The organism is Pseudorhizobium flavum, from assembly GCF_044142885.1.
Taxonomy (GTDB): domain Bacteria; phylum Pseudomonadota; class Alphaproteobacteria; order Rhizobiales; family Rhizobiaceae; genus Neorhizobium; species Neorhizobium flavum.
Map to the genome: position 1 here is coordinate 1 of NZ_JBIOKZ010000015.1, position 16,773 is coordinate 16,773.

At 58.7% G+C, this 16,773-nt stretch carries 14 protein-coding genes and 1 other annotated feature; of the genes, 10 read left to right on the forward strand and 4 right to left on the reverse strand.

Features of this window, described 5'->3' with window-relative positions; all coding sequences use genetic code 11:
- Positions 1 to 50 precede the first annotated feature (50 nt).
- Positions 51 to 1,282, forward strand: a protein-coding gene (locus ACEPP2_RS19645; RefSeq protein ID WP_395517195.1) for an IS3 family transposase whose coding sequence is annotated in 2 segments (ribosomal slippage) — positions 51 to 342 and positions 342 to 1,282 — 1,233 coding nt in all. Because the reading frame shifts where the segments join, the coding sequence is not laid out codon by codon here.
- Positions 335 to 451 (forward strand) — a sequence feature (AL1L pseudoknot). It overlaps the preceding gene by 117 nt.
- Here the strand turns inward: ACEPP2_RS19645 and ACEPP2_RS19650 are convergent.
- A complete protein-coding gene (locus ACEPP2_RS19650) occupies positions 1,246 to 2,367 on the reverse strand; it encodes a DUF6538 domain-containing protein (RefSeq protein ID WP_395517674.1) in 1,122 nt (373 codons plus the stop codon). The genes ACEPP2_RS19645 and ACEPP2_RS19650 overlap by 37 nt on opposite strands.
- A gap of 403 nt (positions 2,368 to 2,770) precedes the next feature.
- Between ACEPP2_RS19650 and ACEPP2_RS19655 the strand changes: the two genes are divergently transcribed.
- The 8 genes from ACEPP2_RS19655 to ACEPP2_RS19690 are packed head-to-tail and all read left to right on the forward strand — an operon-like array spanning position 2,771 to position 11,226.
- The gene (locus ACEPP2_RS19655; protein WP_395517675.1) at positions 2,771 to 3,523 is read left to right on the forward strand and encodes an IclR family transcriptional regulator; all 753 of its coding nucleotides are present in this window, start codon (positions 2,771 to 2,773) and stop codon (positions 3,521 to 3,523) included.
- A gap of 3 nt (positions 3,524 to 3,526) precedes the next feature.
- Positions 3,527 to 4,624, forward strand: coding sequence for an ABC transporter substrate-binding protein (locus tag ACEPP2_RS19660; protein ID WP_395517676.1), 1,098 nt, complete (start codon positions 3,527 to 3,529; stop codon positions 4,622 to 4,624).
- A gap of 56 nt (positions 4,625 to 4,680) precedes the next feature.
- Positions 4,681 to 6,399 carry an ABC transporter permease gene (locus ACEPP2_RS19665; protein WP_395517677.1) on the forward strand — a complete coding sequence of 573 codons (1,719 nt, stop codon included), beginning with the start codon at positions 4,681 to 4,683 and terminating at the stop codon, positions 6,397 to 6,399.
- Positions 6,392 to 7,468, forward strand: a complete 1,077-nt coding sequence (locus ACEPP2_RS19670) for an ABC transporter ATP-binding protein (RefSeq protein WP_395517678.1) — start codon at positions 6,392 to 6,394, stop codon at positions 7,466 to 7,468. Before ACEPP2_RS19665 ends, ACEPP2_RS19670 begins: the two co-directional genes overlap by 8 nt.
- A gap of 8 nt (positions 7,469 to 7,476) precedes the next feature.
- The gene (locus ACEPP2_RS19675) at positions 7,477 to 8,679 is read left to right on the forward strand and encodes a CaiB/BaiF CoA transferase family protein (RefSeq protein ID WP_395517679.1); all 1,203 of its coding nucleotides are present in this window, start codon (positions 7,477 to 7,479) and stop codon (positions 8,677 to 8,679) included.
- On the forward strand, positions 8,679 to 9,530 hold the full coding sequence (locus ACEPP2_RS19680; RefSeq protein WP_395517680.1) for an HpcH/HpaI aldolase/citrate lyase family protein: 852 nt from the start codon (positions 8,679 to 8,681) through the stop codon (positions 9,528 to 9,530). The genes ACEPP2_RS19675 and ACEPP2_RS19680 overlap by 1 nt, the downstream gene beginning before the upstream one ends.
- Entirely contained in the window at positions 9,523 to 10,539 is a 1,017-nt protein-coding gene (locus ACEPP2_RS19685) for a hydroxyacid dehydrogenase (RefSeq protein WP_395517681.1), read from the forward strand. The genes ACEPP2_RS19680 and ACEPP2_RS19685 overlap by 8 nt, the downstream gene beginning before the upstream one ends.
- A 9-nt stretch (positions 10,540 to 10,548) precedes the next feature.
- A complete protein-coding gene (locus ACEPP2_RS19690; protein WP_395517682.1) occupies positions 10,549 to 11,226 on the forward strand; it encodes an RraA family protein in 678 nt (225 codons plus the stop codon).
- A 644-nt stretch (positions 11,227 to 11,870) separates the two neighbouring features.
- Here ACEPP2_RS19690 and ACEPP2_RS19695 read toward each other — a convergent pair.
- On the reverse strand, positions 11,871 to 12,146 hold the full coding sequence (locus ACEPP2_RS19695; RefSeq protein WP_395517683.1) for a hypothetical protein: 276 nt from the start codon (positions 12,144 to 12,146) through the stop codon (positions 11,871 to 11,873).
- A gap of 681 nt (positions 12,147 to 12,827) precedes the next feature.
- Here ACEPP2_RS19695 and ACEPP2_RS19700 point away from each other — a divergent pair.
- Positions 12,828 to 14,435, forward strand: a complete 1,608-nt coding sequence (locus ACEPP2_RS19700) for an FAD-dependent oxidoreductase (RefSeq protein ID WP_395517684.1) — start codon at positions 12,828 to 12,830, stop codon at positions 14,433 to 14,435.
- Here ACEPP2_RS19700 and ACEPP2_RS19705 read toward each other — a convergent pair.
- Complete coding sequence (locus ACEPP2_RS19705; RefSeq protein WP_395517685.1) at positions 14,432 to 15,481, reverse strand: acyltransferase family protein; 1,050 nt, start codon at positions 15,479 to 15,481, stop codon at positions 14,432 to 14,434. The genes ACEPP2_RS19700 and ACEPP2_RS19705 overlap by 4 nt on opposite strands.
- A 4-nt stretch (positions 15,482 to 15,485) precedes the next feature.
- Entirely contained in the window at positions 15,486 to 16,772 is a 1,287-nt protein-coding gene (locus tag ACEPP2_RS19710; protein ID WP_395517686.1) for an O-antigen ligase family protein, read from the reverse strand.
- Between the last annotated feature and the right edge of the window lies 1 nt (position 16,773).

Below are 16,773 nucleotides of genomic sequence, written 5' to 3' on the forward strand. Positions count from 1 at the left end.
TGAACCGCCCCGGGTTTGCCGGAGACCCCAACTCGTGAGAAGTAGGGTCTATGACAAGCAAAACGACGAACAAATTTTCTCCTGAAGTCCGCGCCCGCGCCGTTCGGATGGTGACGGAACATGAAGCCGAATACTCATCGCGCTGGGCGGCGGTATCATCGATAGCGACCAAGATCGGCTGCTCGGCGCATACCCTCCATGAATGGGTGAAGAAGGCCGAGGTCAACAGCGGCAAGCGTGCAGGTCTGCCAAGCGACGTGGCTGAGAAGATGAAGGCTCTGGAACGGGAGAACCGGGAGCTTCGTCAGGCGAATGAGATTCTACGCAAAGCCTCGGCGTATTTTGCCCAGGCGGAGCTCGACCGCCCACTGAAGCGATGATTTCCTTCATCGACGAACACCGTTCGGTGCTCGGGGTCGAGCCGATCTGCAGGCTGCTGCCGATTGCCCCGTCCACCTATTATGAGGTCGTCGCCAAGCGCACGGACGTGGGTCGCCTATCGGCCCGCGAACGGAATGATATTGCCATGAAAGTCGAGATACGCCGGGTGTTCAACGAGAACTTCCAGGTCTATGGCGTGCGGAAAGTGTGGCGACAGTTGCAGCGAGAAGGCTTCGATATCGCTCGCTGCACCGTCGCAAGGCTGATGAGAATGATGGGTCTTCAAGGCATCATTCGTGGCAAGCCAATCAAAACCACTGTATCGGACAAGTCTGCCCCGTGTCCGCTCGACCGCGTCAACCGCCACTTCAAGGCTCCCGCGCCGAACATGCTGTGGTTATCCGATTTCACCTATGTCGCGACCTGGCAGGGCTTCGTCTACGTGGCCTTTGTCATCGATGCCTTCGCCCGCCGCATCGTCGGCTGGCGGGCCAGTCGAACGGCGCACGCGGGATTCGTCCTCGATGCTCTCGACCAGGCACTGCATGATCGGCGGCCCGTCAAACGTGGCGGGCTGGTTCATCATTCCGACCGCGGCTCGCAATACGTGTCCATTCGCTTTTCCGAACGGCTGGCGGAGGCGGGCATCGAGCCGTCTGTCGGAAGCGTCGGCGATAGTTACGACAATGCTCTCGCCGAAACGATCAACGGTCTTTACAAGGCCGAGGTCATTCATCGGCGAGGACCATGGCGCAACTTCGAAGCCGTAGAGTTCGCCACGCTCGAATGGGTCGACTGGTTCAACCACCGCCGTCTTCTGGAACCCATCGGGAATATACCGCCAGCAGAGGCAGAACGACGATACTACGCCATGCTGGACGCACCAGCTATGGCCGCATAACTTAAACCAAACGGTCTCCGGCAAACCCGGGGCGGTTCATAGCGTGGGAACCCGCCGGGAAACTGTCGCATCGCCTCCAGCGCCTCACCGACCAGCGGGATTTCCCGGTGCCGAGCACCTCCAGACTTCACCTTATGTCGTTGATCATTAGGTTGGATCTTGATGTGAGGGATGTCGCCATCAAGAACAATGTCATCTTCTTCAAGCAGGCATATTTCCTTACAGGTCGCACCTGTGAACATGCCTATCTTGATGATCGCTTTGAGTTGATCGTTGGCGGACGAGGTACTTAGCAGCTTCTGAATCGCATCGATCTCGACTTCGGAAAAGGGTGGCCGTGCTCGCTTACCAGCATCATCCTTGATCCTCACCCCTCGAAACGGGTTCTGGTTCTCGTGATAATCGACCTCGAATACCTTTTCCAGGATCATCCTAAGCCGCATCAATTTCTTATTGGCGGTGTCGGCTTTGATGCAGCCAGCTACGATTTCATCGATAAGATGAGCCCTGTACCGATAGGCGTCCTTCCGGCCGATCGAGAGAGCATCTGCGTTTGGGTAAAATTGCAGAAAGTCATTGACCGCCGCTTCGAATGGCCGCCACTTCTTATCACGCTCACGCTGTGAAAGGTTAAGCCACTTGTCCCGTGAAAGCTCCTGATAACGTTCAAGAGCCTGCGACAACGGGAGCCTAAACGGGATGTCTCCGGCGATAGCCTGGAGCTCCGCCAGCGGAAGCTTCTGGAAGCTTGCGAACGCCGCAACTCGTGGGGCTATTTCCGCCAGATTATTCTCCAGCGGCGCGTCCCGTCTTACATCAAGGGGCTTATATTCAATCCCGATTCTGCGACTTGCGATGTGGACGCGATCTTGCGCCTCGAGAGCAAGTTCAGACGACGCGTCGCCCCTGAAAAGGCGGTCATACTTATCGATCAAGGGCGCCGACAGGAGCAGCGCCTCACTAACAGCACGCGTCTTGAGGGATATCAGGACTTCTCGCTTCCCCAGGAGGCTCCGATGCGATGATGGGACGACCCTCCGGAAGTAGTATATTTCGCCACGTCTCAGTATGTGTTTTAATTTCATCAGTGCTCCGTGCTAGTTTCGATGAAAATCATATAGACGAAGCGCGATAACTTTGCAATACGCATTGCAAAACTTTTTATATTGTGATCAATACTATCAAAATGATTTTGAAACGCGTTTGGTTACGGTCCACGTCCGCATAGCGTGCTTACGTTCGGGCTGGGCCGTAGCGATTATACCTGTCACGTTTGGCCGGACACCCTCCTCAGGCAGTAGATGACCACCTGAGCAGGCACACGCAGGTTCTCATGGCTGCAACCTGTTTCTTCGTCTGCCACTCGTTCTTTTGACTTGCCCCAGCAGCCACTCCGAAGCCCTCACTGAGCTGCGCCGTCATGGCTTGACTGGCGCTTCATATTCATTATCATAAATACGTTCACTATATTGAACGATGGGAGACTAGATGAGCGGTCGCGGTGTTGAACGCGTGCTGGACATGCTTGAGTGGTTTGCCGCTTCACCCCACGGAGCCGGCCTGAAGGAGATCGCCGCCTCATTGAGTATGCCGAAGTCGAGCGCGCTTCTCATGCTTCAGTCGCTCTCGGAGCGTGGCTACATTGAGCGACAGGCGAACGGTCACTACCGGCTCTTGCGGCTTCCGGGTGAAATTTCCAACGATGGCCGCAACTACGGCGCCCTAATCACATTGGCCTCGCCCTATCTTGCAAGAGCCGTGGAAGCGACCGGAGAAAGTGGCTTCATCGCGGTGCTTGAAGACCACACGATCCGCTATCTGAACAAAGTCTTGCCTAAGCGCGAAATCCTTTATGACCGGGACATCGGACAGACGCGGCCAGCTCATCAGGTGGCGAGCGGGGTGGTGCTGCTTGCGGCGATGAATGACGCCGAACGAGACGCTTGTCTCACCTCAACCATATTGACGAAGCCCGAGCGCGAGACGCTGGACGTTGCTCTCAGCCAAGCCAAGGCACAAGGCTTCTTTCTCAACGCCAAGGGCGTGGTGGAAGGTGCTGCAGGTGCTGCCGCAGCTATTTACAGCGAACCCGGAAAGGCTGTTGCCGCGATAAATATCGCGGGCCCGCAAAGCCGATTCGTCAGCCATTCGGACCACATCTGCAAGGTGGTTCGGGAAACCGCCGTCGCGATCAGCGAGGAGCTGTCTCGACGCCATCATCACAGGACCCAAGGGAGGTAATTTATGCAGTTGAAAGCACTCATAACGGTAACGGGGCTACTGGCCGGCATTGCTGGTTTCGCGCAGGCTCAGGAAGTGCCGTCCTACTATCCGGCCGATTATTCCCAGATCATAGAGGGTTCACGATCCGAGTCGGGGCTGATGATCTATTCGAACATGGCCGACAACAACTGGCAGCCGCTGATTGAAGGCTTCAAGGCGAAATATCCATGGATCAACGTGGAAACAGTCGACCTTGGCTCGGGAACCGTGCATTCGCGCTGGGAGGCGGAAAAGGGATCTAGTGCCAGAACGGCTGATCTCCTTGTTTCCGGTGCAAATGACCGTTGGGCGGCTTATGGCCAGGATGGCTCCATGGAAGACTACAAGAGCCCGGAAGCCCAGCATCTGCCGGACTTCGCGCAACCATACCCTGGAGTCAATGTACTCTCCGCCGACCCCTTGGTGATCACGTACAACGCTGCGCTTTTGACCGAAGAACAGCGTCCAACAGGTTTTGCTTCATTGGTGGAAGCCGCCACGGCGGACCCTTCGGCCTTCGAAGGCAAGATCACCACCTATGATGCGGCCCGAAACAGTTTTGGCCTCGCTGCCTGGTGGAGCTATATGGACAAGAAGGGTGACGCTGCCTGGGACGGACTACGCAAGATCGGCCCCATGATCCGCGGAGAAACCTCTGGCGGACCGATGAACGAGAAGATCGCCACGGGTGAATATGTGATGGGGATCGCTGTTTCAGGCATCACCATCTTCCCGCGTCTGGAACAGCCCGGCGGTGAGATTCTCGGTTTTGCCTTTCCCGATGATGGCACCATCATGATGATGCGTGGCATGGGGATTCCTAAGGGCGCAGCCAACCCCAATTCGGCAAAGCTCTTCGTTGACTACGCGCTGAGCCAGGAAGGACAGACCCAAGTCGGCAAGGGCGGGCTTGTTCCTTATCGTGAAGATGTCGCCGAGGATCAGGTGCGCTACACCTTCCAGAAGATCAGCGAGCAGATCGGTGAGGAGAACATGATCATCGCCGGATTCGACCAGCGCCTCATCACCGAAGCGCAGTCTTTTGTCGATAAGTGGAACGAAGCTATCGCTGGCCGCTGACGTCGTGACGGAGGGTCGCTTTGTGACCCTCCCTCTCAACCAACAGGAAAAATTCCATGACGGATATCAGCCGCACCGGCTCGGCCGGATTGGGGATAGACCGATCGCGCGCGATCTACTGGGGCGTTGCTGCGTTGACGACAGTGCTCGTCATCGGGCCTATCGCACCGATCCTCTTCCAAGCCTTTCTGGACAAACCGCTCTACGACAGCAGCGCGAGCCTCACCGTTGGCAACTTCGCTCGCTTGTTCAGCGAGCCGGGGATGATCGGCATCTTCTTCAACACGCTTTACTTTGGCGGATTGACGATGGTGGTCGCCCAGGTATTCGGCGTAATCATGGCGGTTTTGGTTGGCCGAACTAATCTGCCCGGCCGGCAATGGCTCGGAGAAATCTTCATCTGGCCGCTGTTCGTCTCGAACCTGGTGATCGCCTTCGGCTGGTTCACTATGTATGGCCCATCCGGCTTCGTCACCCTTGCCGCTAAGACTTACTTGGGAGGCGCGCCCTGGAACCTCTACACCGTTAGCGGCATGGGCATTGTCGCAGGGCTCAGCCAGGCGCCACTTACTTACCTAATGTGCCTTGCGGCCGTCACCAAGGCGGACCCACTACTCGAAGATGCCGCTCGCTCAACCGGAGCCGGGCCTTTTCGCGCGCTGCTTTCGGTGACCATCCCGATGATCCGCCCCGCGATTATCTATTCCGCCGTCTTGAACTTCGTCGTTGGCATCGAAATGCTTGCGATACCGCTTCTGTTCGGTGGACCTTCCGGTATCCAGACCGTCACCACCTTTCTCTATGATGCGGGGATAAATGCCGCCGTGCGCCCAGAATATGGTCTGGTTGGCGCCGCTGCCGTCATCCTGCTCATGCTGGTCGCATTCCTTGTCTGGTTGCAGGGCTACTTGATGAAATCATCAGGCCGCTTCGTTTCGGTTCGCGGCAAAGCCAGTCGGCCTTCCACCCTTGAACTTGGCGCCTGGCGCTGGCCCGCCTTCCTGTTCGTCTTTTCCTTCATTTTTCTGACTATCATCTCGATCTTTGGCGGCATCTTCCTTCGTTCCGCGGTGAGCTTCCTCACACCGCTCATTCCCTTCTGGAAGGTTCTGACGGCGGCAAACTTCGAGCTCGTTCTGTCCTCCGCTTCCTATGTACGCTCGATCATCAATTCGGTTGTTGTCGCCACCGTCGGCGCAGCAATCGGCACCTGTCTTATTCTGGTGATCGCGCTCGTGTCACGTCGCTCCGACTTCCGCTACAGCCGGGCATTGGAGTACATCGCACTGTTTCCGAGGGCACTGCCTGGTATCATCGCCGGTCTTGGCTTCTTTTATGCGGTCATCTGGCTTCCCGGGGCAGATCTCATCCGCGGCACGGTTGCCGTTCTTATCCTCGCATTCATGATCCGCTACATCCCGGTCGGCTTCGGCGCAATTGCACCCGCACTCGCGCAGGTCGGCGAGGAACTTGACCGCGGCGCGCGTATCTCTGGTGCGGATTGGTGGACGACAGTGACCCGGATCATAGTCCCAATCCTCAAGCCTGCGCTTTTCAGCTGCTATGCGCTGCTCTTCATCCACTTCTTCAAAGAGTATGTCACGGCGGCCTTCCTCTACCAGCCGGGCTCCGAGATCATCGGCACGACGATGCTGCAGCTCGTCGCCCAAGGCGACAATGGCCCGGTCTCCGCGCTCGCTACCATCCAAGTGATAATCACCGCTGCGTTCGTCATCCTGGCGCGCCGCGTCATGGGAGCCAAAATCTATGGCTGATCTTGTTCTAGAGAATCTGACGATCAAATACGGCGCCGTCACGGCCGTCGACAACCTCAACATCCATGTAGCATCGGGCGAATTCCTGACATTGCTCGGACCATCGGGCTGCGGCAAGTCGACCTCGCTTTTCGCAGTTGCCGGCCTCAATCATGCCACCTCTGGCACGATTCGCATTGGCGATCGGGTGCTCTTTGATGGCGACGCGGCCCATACCGTGCCGCCCGAAAAACGCAATATTGGTCTCGTGTTTCAATCCTATGCCCTTTGGCCACACAAAACCGTTGCCGAAAATCTCGCTTTCCCGCTGATCCTGAGGAAGATCGGCCGCGCCGAGCGTGACGAACGAATCAAGGATGCGCTCGGTCTGGTGGAAATGCTGCCCTACGCGGACCGCTATCCGTTCGAACTGTCGGGCGGGCAGCAGCAACGGGTGGCGTTGGCACGCGCACTTGTGTATCGGCCGCCACTTCTTCTTCTCGATGAGCCGCTGTCGAACCTTGATGCCAAGCTGCGCGAGCGTGCACGTGTCTGGTTGCGTGAACTGCAGGAGCGTCTGAGCGTAACGACGATCTATGTCACCCATGATCAGGCCGAAGCCCTGGCCGTGTCCGACCGGATCGCAGTGATGAGCATGGGGCGGATGCGTCAGCTAGGCACTCCCCGGGAGATCTATGACCACCCAGCCGACAGCTTTGTCGCTGACTTCATTGGATCCTCCAATTTCCTCCACGGCACATTGATCGAGGTGGGAACGGATCACGCTCGGGTTCGCCTTGCCGATGGACGCGAGGTCACAACTCAATCGGGTCCAGCCGGAGCCAATGGCGCAGTCGTGGTCGCTGTCCGGCCGGAGAAGATCGAGCTGACCGATCAGGACGGGCCGAATACGCTGAGAGTTTCAATCGAGCAGCGAACCTATCTTGGTTCTGTTTGGCAATATGCCGTTCGGTCGGGACCGCTCGCCTTCAGGATCCAGACGCCGTCGGAACTTATCCAAAAGGAGGTTCTGGTCCGCATTCCGCAGGAGCACAGCGCGGTCTTTCCCGAGCAGGCAAGCGCAAGCTGAGGTTTTCAATGAGTCAGAAGTTCAAGCCAGTAGATTTCGACCCGGGTCGTAAAGGCCCGCTTCACGGTGTTCGTGTGGTTGACCTCAGCCGTGTTGTTGCGGGCAACATGCTATCTCTGCAACTCGGAGATTTCGGTGCCGACGTTATTAAGGTCGAACCGCCAAATGGCGACGCGCTAAGGGAATGGCGCGACGATGGCCATTCGTTACACTGGAAGACCTACGGGCGTAACAAGCGCTCGATCGCGCTGAATCTACGCCAGCCGAAGGCGCTTTCTGCGCTAAAGAAGCTGATCGGAACGGCAGACGTCTTTGTTGAGAATTTCCGTCCAGGCACACTGGAGGAAATGGGTCTTTCACCAGACACGCTACTAGCACTTAACCCGAATTTGATAATTGTGCGCATTTCCGGCTTTGGCCAAACGGGCCCCTATGCGCGGTTTCCGGGATTTGGAACGCTGGTGGAGGCCATGAGCGGCTTTGCCTCGAGAACCGGATTCCCAGATCGTGAACCGGTTCTTCCACCGCTTGCCCTCGCTGACATGATTTCAGGACTTACCGGCGCCAATGCGGTGATGATGGCTCTCTTCGCCCGGGAAAGGGGAGAGGCTGCCGGCCAGGTGATCGACCTATCGCTACTGGAGCCAATATTTGCTTCACTTGGCCCGGAAGCATCGATCTACCGGGTAACCGGCAACATCAAGGAGAGGTCGGGGTCTGCCTCAAATACCGTGGCTCCCCGAAATGTCTACCGCTGTAGTGATGGCAAGTATGTGGCCCTATCTGGTTCCACGCAGGTGATCGCTATGCGGATCTTCGAGATCATCGGTCGCCCGGAGATGAAGGAGGATCCCCGTTTTTCAACCAATGTTGAGCGAGTGAAGCACCGTGACTTAGTGGACGCGGCACTCGGCGAATGGTTTGCAGGCCGCACCCGTGACGAGGCTTTGGCAGGGATGCGAGCCGCCGGTGCAACTGCTGGGCCGGTCTACGATATCGCCGATATTAGTAGGGACCAGCATTTTGCCGAGCGCGAGGTTCTGGTCGAAGTTGAGGATGCAGATCTAGGCAGCATCCCTCAACACAATGTCTTCCCCCGCCTCTCTTCGACCCCAGGGGTTTTCCGACATCCTGCTCCCGCGGTCGGCGAGCACACCGAGACTATCCTTTCGGAAATTGGTCTGGTCCCAGCCGATCTGGAGGATCAGTGATGATCTTCTCGTTGCTTTACGTGCCGGGCAATGCGCCTCGCTTTCTGGCGAAGGCGGGTGAGCGGCAGGCGGACGTGATTATTATCGATCTTGAAGATGCCGTGCCGGAAGCAGCCAAGTCGGAAGCGCGCGATGGACTCCGCGAATGGGTACCCAAGATCCGTTCGGCTGGTTCTCAGGTCTTTGTACGCATCAACCACACGGATAGACTGCTTGATGATGCGGAGGCCGCGAGCCGCGCCGGTGCTGACTCGCTCTACATCCCCAAGGTGAACAGCGCTGATCTCCTGACACAACTTGCCGCAAGAATGACGGCGCTTGAGGCGAACCGTCCGCCGATAAGTTTCGTCCCACTCATTGAGGATATGCGAGGGCTGTTCGAAGTCCGAGCCATTGCGCATGCGCCTCGGGTCATTGCGGTGACGGCCGGAGGCGAGGATCTTGCCACTGCCATGGGTGCAGAACCAACGCCCGAGGTGCTCCGTTATCCTAAGCTGATGATCCATTATGCTGCCAAGGAAGCCGGGGTGCTGTCCTTCGGCATGCTGAGGACGACCGTCGATTATGCCGATCAGGAGGCCTTGCGTGCGGCGGCGCTAGAGGCGAGACGGTTCGGTTTTGATGGTGCAAGCTGCATCCACCCGTCAGCTGTCCCCATCCTGAACGCCTGTTTCTCTCCTACGGCCGCGGAGCTGGAATGGGCCAGCAAGGTAGTGGATGCCAACGACAAGAATGCTGCGGCCGGCCGGGGTGCGTTCTTATTGGACGGCAAATTCATCGATGCACCGATCGTGGAGCGCGCACGACGCCTCCTGAAGCGCGGCCAGAAGAGAACAGAATGTCATGACTGAGGCTGTTGTTGATGCGGGAGCAGCCGGATTGACCCGCCGGCGGATATTAGTGACCCACCACAAGATTGCCGAGAAGGCGATTTCACTCCTGAACGAGCACGGCATCGATGTCTTCTTCTCACCTCCTTATGATCCATCAGAGGTGGTGGCCAAGCGGGCTGCAGAGCTCGAAATAGATGGTCTAATGGTGCGCCAGGGGCGCATTACGGAGGAGGTCATTGCAGCCTCGCCAAACCTTAGGGTCATTGCGAAACACGGAGTGGGCGTAGACAACATCGACATCGCCGCTGCCGCGGCTCGCAGCATACCCGTCTTGCGGGCGATGGGTTCGAACGCCCGCGCGGTCGCAGAACATGCGATCGCGATGATGCTGGCTTTGGTCAAACAGCTCTTGCCACTCGATCGTAGCGTGAAGGGTGGCGAATGGCTGAAGCCCACGTTTACTGGCCGAGATTTCCTTTCCGCTACGATCGGTCTCATTGGGTATGGGGCGATTGGCCGGGAGACCGCACGCATGGCCGAGGCGCTGGGCATGGAGGTGGTTGTTTATGACCCACTCTCGTCTCAAGCAGCAAGCGATGATGGGTTCACCGTGGCGGACGATCTGGACGTCATGCTAAGCGATGTTGACTTCCTCAGCATACATTGTCCTTTGACATCGCAAACACGTGACCTGATCGATGCGCGGCGCCTTCAACTGATGAAGCCATCCGCTATCCTCGTTAATACGGCGCGCGGCGGTATCATCAATGAGGCAGCCCTTGCGACTGCTCTTGCTTCCGGTCGTATTGCCGGAGCGGGGCTCGATAGTTTTGCTGTCGAGCCGCCTGCGAAGGATTGTGAACTGTGGTCGTTCAACACCTTGATCGCAACGCCTCACATAGCTGGGGTAACCTATGGCTCTGCCGACAGCATGGCATTGATCGCCGCAAACCACATTATCAGCGTTCTTGATGGACACCCACCGGATGAACGCTCGCTTGCCCGTCCCGACCAATTGTCTTCTTGAGGTTCCAAAATGACTTATGGGTTTCGTGTCAAACGTAGCTGGACACGCATCGAGCCGCAGCTGCTTGAGACTTTCCGAACCCTTCCGGTGGCGAATGTCAGCGATTCCATGTCGCGTCTTTGCGGTCTTGGCCACGGTCTGCGTCCAATGCATCGCAGCGGAAATCTTGCCGGTCCCGCTCTGACTGTTCGCACCCGCCCCGGCGACAATTTGATGCTGCATAAGGCGATTGACATAGCGGAACCCGGCGATGTCATTGTCGTGGATGGAGGTGGCGATACAACGAACTCCTTGATGGGCGAATTGATGCTCGCTCATGCGCTGAAGCGTGGTGTCTCCGGCTTCGTTTTGTATGGCGCAGTTCGTGATGCGGAAGCATTTCTTGAGCGGAACGTTCCCGTGTTCGCCTGCGGCGTTACCCATCGCGGGCCCTACCGCACAGGACCTGGCGAGATCGGCTTCGCCATCTCGATCAATGGTTCAGTGGTAGAGCCAGGTGATTTGATACTCGGTGATCTTGATGGCGTCGTTTCCGTTCCCAAGGCAGAGGCCGCTACCATCGCCTTGGCCGCCGTCAAAAAGCACGAGGCCGAGACCAAGCAGATGATGGAAACCGAAGCTGGGACCGTGAAGAGAGACTGGGTAGACATTGCCCTTCGGGAGGCTGGCTGTGAATTTATTGACTAGTTTGACCGAGCAGCTCAGCCGAAGCTGACCCTGCCCAACCGGAGCAGTTCACGGGCTGTGCCATGAACACACTGGCCGGCCTGTTTGCCAAGAGCCAGGGCGGAACTGCATCGGGTTGGCGTGGCTGCCGCCTGGCGCAAGAACCGGGCGATGACAATGAGGGGGCGCGCCTTGAGTCACTTATTCGCGTTGTCTATTCCCTCACCATCTATGGCAGATGTTGACGCGCTTAGATCGTTTCAGCGTACGCCCTGCGTTGAGGGCACGTCGGTTCAGGCTTGCAGTCGCTTGTTAAGATGAAGGCTGTTGGCTGCTACAAAATATGCTACAAGAAGCGCGTCTAGTCGTCGCTAAGCAGTTGAAATTAATGGGGGTATTGTTCGAGGGCAATCCCATCCTCTCCGCCATTTCGTGTATGCGTCTCCCCCGAACACCGACAGGTAGTCGTGTTTGGTCCACTTCTGCGGCCCCAAGACTTTATGTTTGCTCATGCAGCCACCGACTGCCAAAATGAGTCCACTTGAGGGGCAAGTTCAGGCGGACGCACCCGTGCAATAGCGCGGGAGAACGGCTGAAGCGTCGGCGCGTTCAATCGCTGCCTCGCGACCAAGCTTCTCGAGCCGAGGGCGGGTGCGCGGTTTCGTTTAGTGGTAGACGCGCCCATGAACGTCAGGCTCCGGGGCGACACAATAGTTTATGCCGATCTGCAGGAGGAGTTCGGCAGAGGCCAGATCGTCACTCGTGTCCAGGGGAACCAGTCCGCGGATTGCGGCTGCCAGATTGAAGTTGTTAGAGGCGGCTATCTGACAGCCGATTTGGAGAGCTTCCTCTGCCCTGTCTTCAAGCGCGACCGCAACCGTCTCGATCAGGTCGAGGCGCTCACGTGCCGTCATCTCGTAAAGGGTCTTGGCGGCTTCCATGCTACGTCTCCTTCTTATTGTTCTTTGGGGAGAGTTCGGCCTGCCGAACGCGCCATTTCGCCCAGCCGGGGCCTGGGAAATATGATGGTCTGAAATGGATGACACCCGGCAGATAGGGGTGGTAGTGGACCATTGCAAGCGTCAAGCGCTATTACCTGCCTATCCCGCTGGTGGACACCGAAATACGAGCCGTGATGACGGAAGCCTTTTCACCAGCGCGGCGAAGGTCGGTCGCCCGGCCATGAGAACTGTCGGCCCGACCGTTTCGTCCACTCAGATCCGCATCTGCGGAGGGACCGGCACGATCAGTCAGGAGCGAACGGGACGCCATCCAGACGGCCGGATGCGGAGCTTGCGGTCCGCTGCTAGGTCAATGACCTCTTCATCGTTGGTGACGTCCCATGCTCCGATCCTCGGAACGGCGCAACGTCCTGCATCAGCGTTCGTGACGCCAGAACTTTTTCTTCCCGGACTTGAAGCGTGAGCGAAGCGGTGAGAAACTACCGCGTGCCGAGGCATGCCAAGCGGCAATAGCCGCATTTTCATGCTCTGGCTTGGCCCCTGGATCAAGCCCACGTATCCCTGCGGGAAATCTTCTTTGCCGCGGCATTTCCCGATCCATGTAGGAGCGACGCGAGACCGGTAGCGGATCCGGTCGCGGCTTCCTGAGGATGACGATCCATGATCATATCTGATGGCTTGGCCTCCCTACCGACGGCGGATGTCTGCATCGTTGGAGCGGGACCAGTCGGCCTCGCACTTGCTTTCAGGCTCGAGGAACTGGGGCGCAGCGTCCTGCTCCTCGAAAGCGGTCCCTCGTCATCGTGGCAAGGGCGGACGGAACTCCTGGCCGGCAACCATGCTCTACCGACCGTCTCGATGTCTCGCGGAATTGGCGGAACCTCTGCCTTGTGGGGAGGACGTTGCGTCGCCTTCGACGACATCGATTTCGAGGAGCGGCCGCACGTGCCTTTTTCGGGTTGGCCGATCCCGCATTCCAGCCTGTCTCGACACTATCCTGGTGCTGCGCGGTTTCTTCAGGCTGGTGAGATCCCTTCGCCTGGAGAAGACGGCGAGGAGGACTTCACCCTCAACTCCGTCGAGACTTGGAGCGGAAAGCCGGTGATCGCTCCTCTCTACGAGCCGAGACTGATCCACTCGGAGAACATCACGCTTGCCATGGGTGCTGCCGTAAGCGGACTGGAGCTCGGGAAGCATGGACGCGTGCGGGCGTTGCACCTGGAAGGGAGAGGCGAACTGCCCACGCCGAACGAGGTTGTCCTTGCTGCCGGGGGGCTTGAAACTGCCAGGCTTCTGCTGGCGCTTCGGAAGGAACATCCGACCCTGTTCGGCAGTGCGGATGGGCCGCTCGGACGCTTCTATCAAGGCCACCTCACCGGGTATCTGGCCGTTGCTCATCTGGATAACGAGGAGATTGTCCAGCGGTTGTCCTTCGCATCGGATTCTCAGGGCCATCGGTATCGGCGGCGTTTGCAGCCAAGTCGACATCAGCAGGCAAGCCACCAATTGCTCAACATCGTATTTTGGCTTGATGCAATCTCGATCTCGGATTCCTCTCACGGCTCCGGAAGCCTTTCGCTTCTGTATCTTCTTCTCAGGTTCAGCGGGACCTATCGCTGGCTCTCCCGAGGGCTCGCGCCTCGAACGGGACCGAAAAGTAAGGGCGAGATCCGTCGTCATCTGCGAAACATGAAGGTAAGAGGCGCGTCGCCCACGCGAATAATCAGCATGCTGAAAAATCTCTGGAAGGATGGTGAGCGCGGCACGCTGACGCGATCGTCGGGACGGTTCCTGTTGCGGTATCACGCCGAACAGGCGCCCAACCCGGCAAGTCGTGTGCAACTGCGGGAAGGCAGTGGGGGAGCCACTGCCCTTGAGGTTGATTACCGGATAGAGGATAGGGACATGGCCTCCGTCCTGCAGGCCCACCATCTTCTCGACCAGTGGCTTCGATCAAAGGGCTACGGGCGGCTGGAATATCTGCAGCCCGAGGAGGATCGTTTCCGGAGCGTGCTTGTGCAGGCTTTCGACGGGTATCACCAAATTGGACTGGCGCGTATGTCCGACGATCCGGATCTCGGCGTGGTTGACGCAGACTGCCGCGTGCACGGCGTCGCCAATCTCTATCTTGCCGGTGCCTCCGTGTTTCCCACAGGCGGACACGCCAACCCGACGCTTCCCGCCGTGGCACTGGCACTCCGGCTGGCGGAGCACCTGGCGGGGATGACACGGCAAAAAAGCCGCGTCGCGGAGCAGACGGTGAGCTAGGGCGGGGGTGGCTGGGCTACCGCAAGGCCAGCGACGACCTGTCGGCGCTTCATCCGGCTCTGGATCGGCTTTTCGACCATCTCGTAGGCGGCCACTCCCACCAGCATGCCTGCAAGGACACCCGCCGCTGCGACGGCAGGCGCCGGCAGGATCAGATGGAAACCAACCTTCGTCGTCACCGCAAGGGCGAGGGTGTGCCAGAGATAGGTCGAGTAGGAAGCATCCCCGAGATAGGCCAGCATCGGCACATCGGGCAGCTTCTTTCCCGTCTCCAGGGCAAGCAGGCCTGCCACCAGAGCGACAGCCAGGGGACCGCAAAGCAGGGCGTCGAACTCCACCCGCGCGACCTCGATGATGCCGAAACCACCGAGGGCGCCGAGGATCATCAATAGGCCCAGGGAGGGTCGCGGCATCATTCCTCGGAGCCACAGTCTTCCGAGCCAAGCTCCGGCTGCAAATTCCAGGATCAGAGGCTCTGTGTAGAAGACAAGCAGCGGGTTGTCGCTCTCTCCAAAAGTCCCGGTAGCGACGAGGAGGAGCAGCGCGCCTGCGAGCCACGGGAACTGTCCTTCTCGGGGCGCAAGAAGCGCGGCCGCGAACACAAGATAGAAGAATATCTCGTAGTTCAGCGTCCACCCCTGGACCAGCACCGGCCAGAGGTGACCGCCGTTCGGCGACGGGACCGGGACGAAAAGGTATGAACCGAGGGCATGAAGCAGGTCGATCTGCAGGTTGGGGAATAACCCGGCGGCGGCACCCACAAGCATGATCGTCGTCACGATCCAGTAGCTAGGGGCAATGCGGAGCATCCTGTCCCGCAGGAACGGCAACGGCCTGATGGGGCGCCGCGCACTGATCACCATCATGATGAAGCCGCTAACCACAAAAAAGACGTCAACGCCCGCCGCACGGATGTTGAAATGGAGGCCAGTGCGCTCTGCCGCATGGAAGACGACAACGGCAGTCGCCGCGAGGGCGCGCAGATACTGGATACCGTAGAGGGTATCGGTTTGGGGCTGGACGGGGCGAGATGATGTCGGGGACATCCGGCTAGCCCAACCCGACGCGAATCTGAGGAAGCTCGCGACGAGGCCGTCCACGCGATGAGGCGGTAGCTGGGTTGGGCTGTCGTTGCGCGAGCGTCAGGCGTCCGGCTGCGAAGTAGAGCAGGAACGAGCCGACATGATAGGGGTGCATGACGTCGATCTCCACGAAGGATCGAATGATCAGCAGGGCGGTCACGGCGCAGAAGAGGGCGGCGTCGGGGCTGCGATCGAGGACCAGCAGGCGGCGGGAATGGCCGGCCGCGGTCCGTAGCAGGACAAGCGCGAGGAAGACGGTGCCGACGACGCCGGTCTCCACCATCGTCTCGATATAGGTATTGTGGAAGTGGAAGCCGCTGCGGGAAGCAATGAAGAAGTCGTCCCACAGCCGCTCCGCCTCCGGAAAGCCTGGCACCCAATATCCTTGATAACCCACGCCGAGCCCTGGCGAAGCAGCGGCCGATTCGATGCCCTGCTGCCACAGATAGGTTCGTCCCGTCAGGGTAGTGTCCTTGCCGAATGCACCCAGGACAGCATCCATGGCTCCCGACTGAAGGGCGAAGGTAGCTCCACCGATGGCAACAAGCACGCAGGCAACGAGGAGATGCCTTCTTTGCCGTGGAGGCACTCGCACCATAACCTGCATCCCCCCGGCCAGGAGGATGATTGCGGCAGTGGTGATGACGGATGTTGCGGACTGGGAGGCCATCAGCGAATAGGCCGAGATGATGCCGGCGCACGCAGAGAGCACGAGCCAGAGGCCACGAGCGCGAAAGACGAAGCAGGTGGTGAAGGCGAAGAGGACCCCGAGCGAGGCGTAGAGACCAAGCTGGTTCTTGGACGAGAAAGCGCCGACGAAACTGTAGCGTCCGTCGATCGGGTCGTAGTGATAGCTGCCAACCAGCAACGAGTACACGAGGACCAGCGCGCAACCCATCATGGCGCCACGTGACAGTGTTTGTGGCGCCAGCACGCGCATGGCTACCAGTGCGCAGACGATATGGGTCAGATACTGGATGGACGCGCGCAGCGACGTCGCAGGCGCTGCCGACCAGAAGCTGGACAGGAAGCAAACCGCGGCGAACGCGAAGATCCAGCCGTAGCGCGTGTATGGCCCCAGCACCCTCCTGTAGTCCACCAGAACCAGAGGAAGCCACAGGCCGTAATACAAGAGAATGGAGATCGGTCCGAAGCGGGTGGAATAGGCGAATACGAAAAGCGACAGCGTCACCGCGCCAAGCCCAAAGACCTGGTTCTGCGCCGGATCCACGATTATCGCTTTTGCGATCTTCATT

Coding starts and splice junctions, on each gene's coding strand:
- ACEPP2_RS19685 (WP_395517681.1), top strand. CDS start 9,523: ATGACTGAGGCTGTTGTTGATGCGGGAGCAGCCGGATTGACCCGCCGG.
- ACEPP2_RS19650 (WP_395517674.1), bottom strand. CDS start 2,367: ATGAAATTAAAACACATACTGAGACGTGGCGAAATATACTACTTCCGG.
- ACEPP2_RS19675 (WP_395517679.1), top strand. CDS start 7,477: ATGAGTCAGAAGTTCAAGCCAGTAGATTTCGACCCGGGTCGTAAAGGC.
- ACEPP2_RS19700 (WP_395517684.1), top strand. CDS start 12,828: ATGATCATATCTGATGGCTTGGCCTCCCTACCGACGGCGGATGTCTGC.
- ACEPP2_RS19670 (WP_395517678.1), top strand. CDS start 6,392: ATGGCTGATCTTGTTCTAGAGAATCTGACGATCAAATACGGCGCCGTC.
- ACEPP2_RS19690 (WP_395517682.1), top strand. CDS start 10,549: ATGACTTATGGGTTTCGTGTCAAACGTAGCTGGACACGCATCGAGCCG.
- ACEPP2_RS19655 (WP_395517675.1), top strand. CDS start 2,771: ATGAGCGGTCGCGGTGTTGAACGCGTGCTGGACATGCTTGAGTGGTTT.
- ACEPP2_RS19665 (WP_395517677.1), top strand. CDS start 4,681: ATGACGGATATCAGCCGCACCGGCTCGGCCGGATTGGGGATAGACCGA.
- ACEPP2_RS19680 (WP_395517680.1), top strand. CDS start 8,679: ATGATCTTCTCGTTGCTTTACGTGCCGGGCAATGCGCCTCGCTTTCTG.
- ACEPP2_RS19695 (WP_395517683.1), bottom strand. CDS start 12,146: ATGGAAGCCGCCAAGACCCTTTACGAGATGACGGCACGTGAGCGCCTC.
- ACEPP2_RS19660 (WP_395517676.1), top strand. CDS start 3,527: ATGCAGTTGAAAGCACTCATAACGGTAACGGGGCTACTGGCCGGCATT.
- ACEPP2_RS19705 (WP_395517685.1), bottom strand. CDS start 15,481: ATGTCCCCGACATCATCTCGCCCCGTCCAGCCCCAAACCGATACCCTC.
- ACEPP2_RS19710 (WP_395517686.1), bottom strand. CDS start 16,772: ATGAAGATCGCAAAAGCGATAATCGTGGATCCGGCGCAGAACCAGGTC.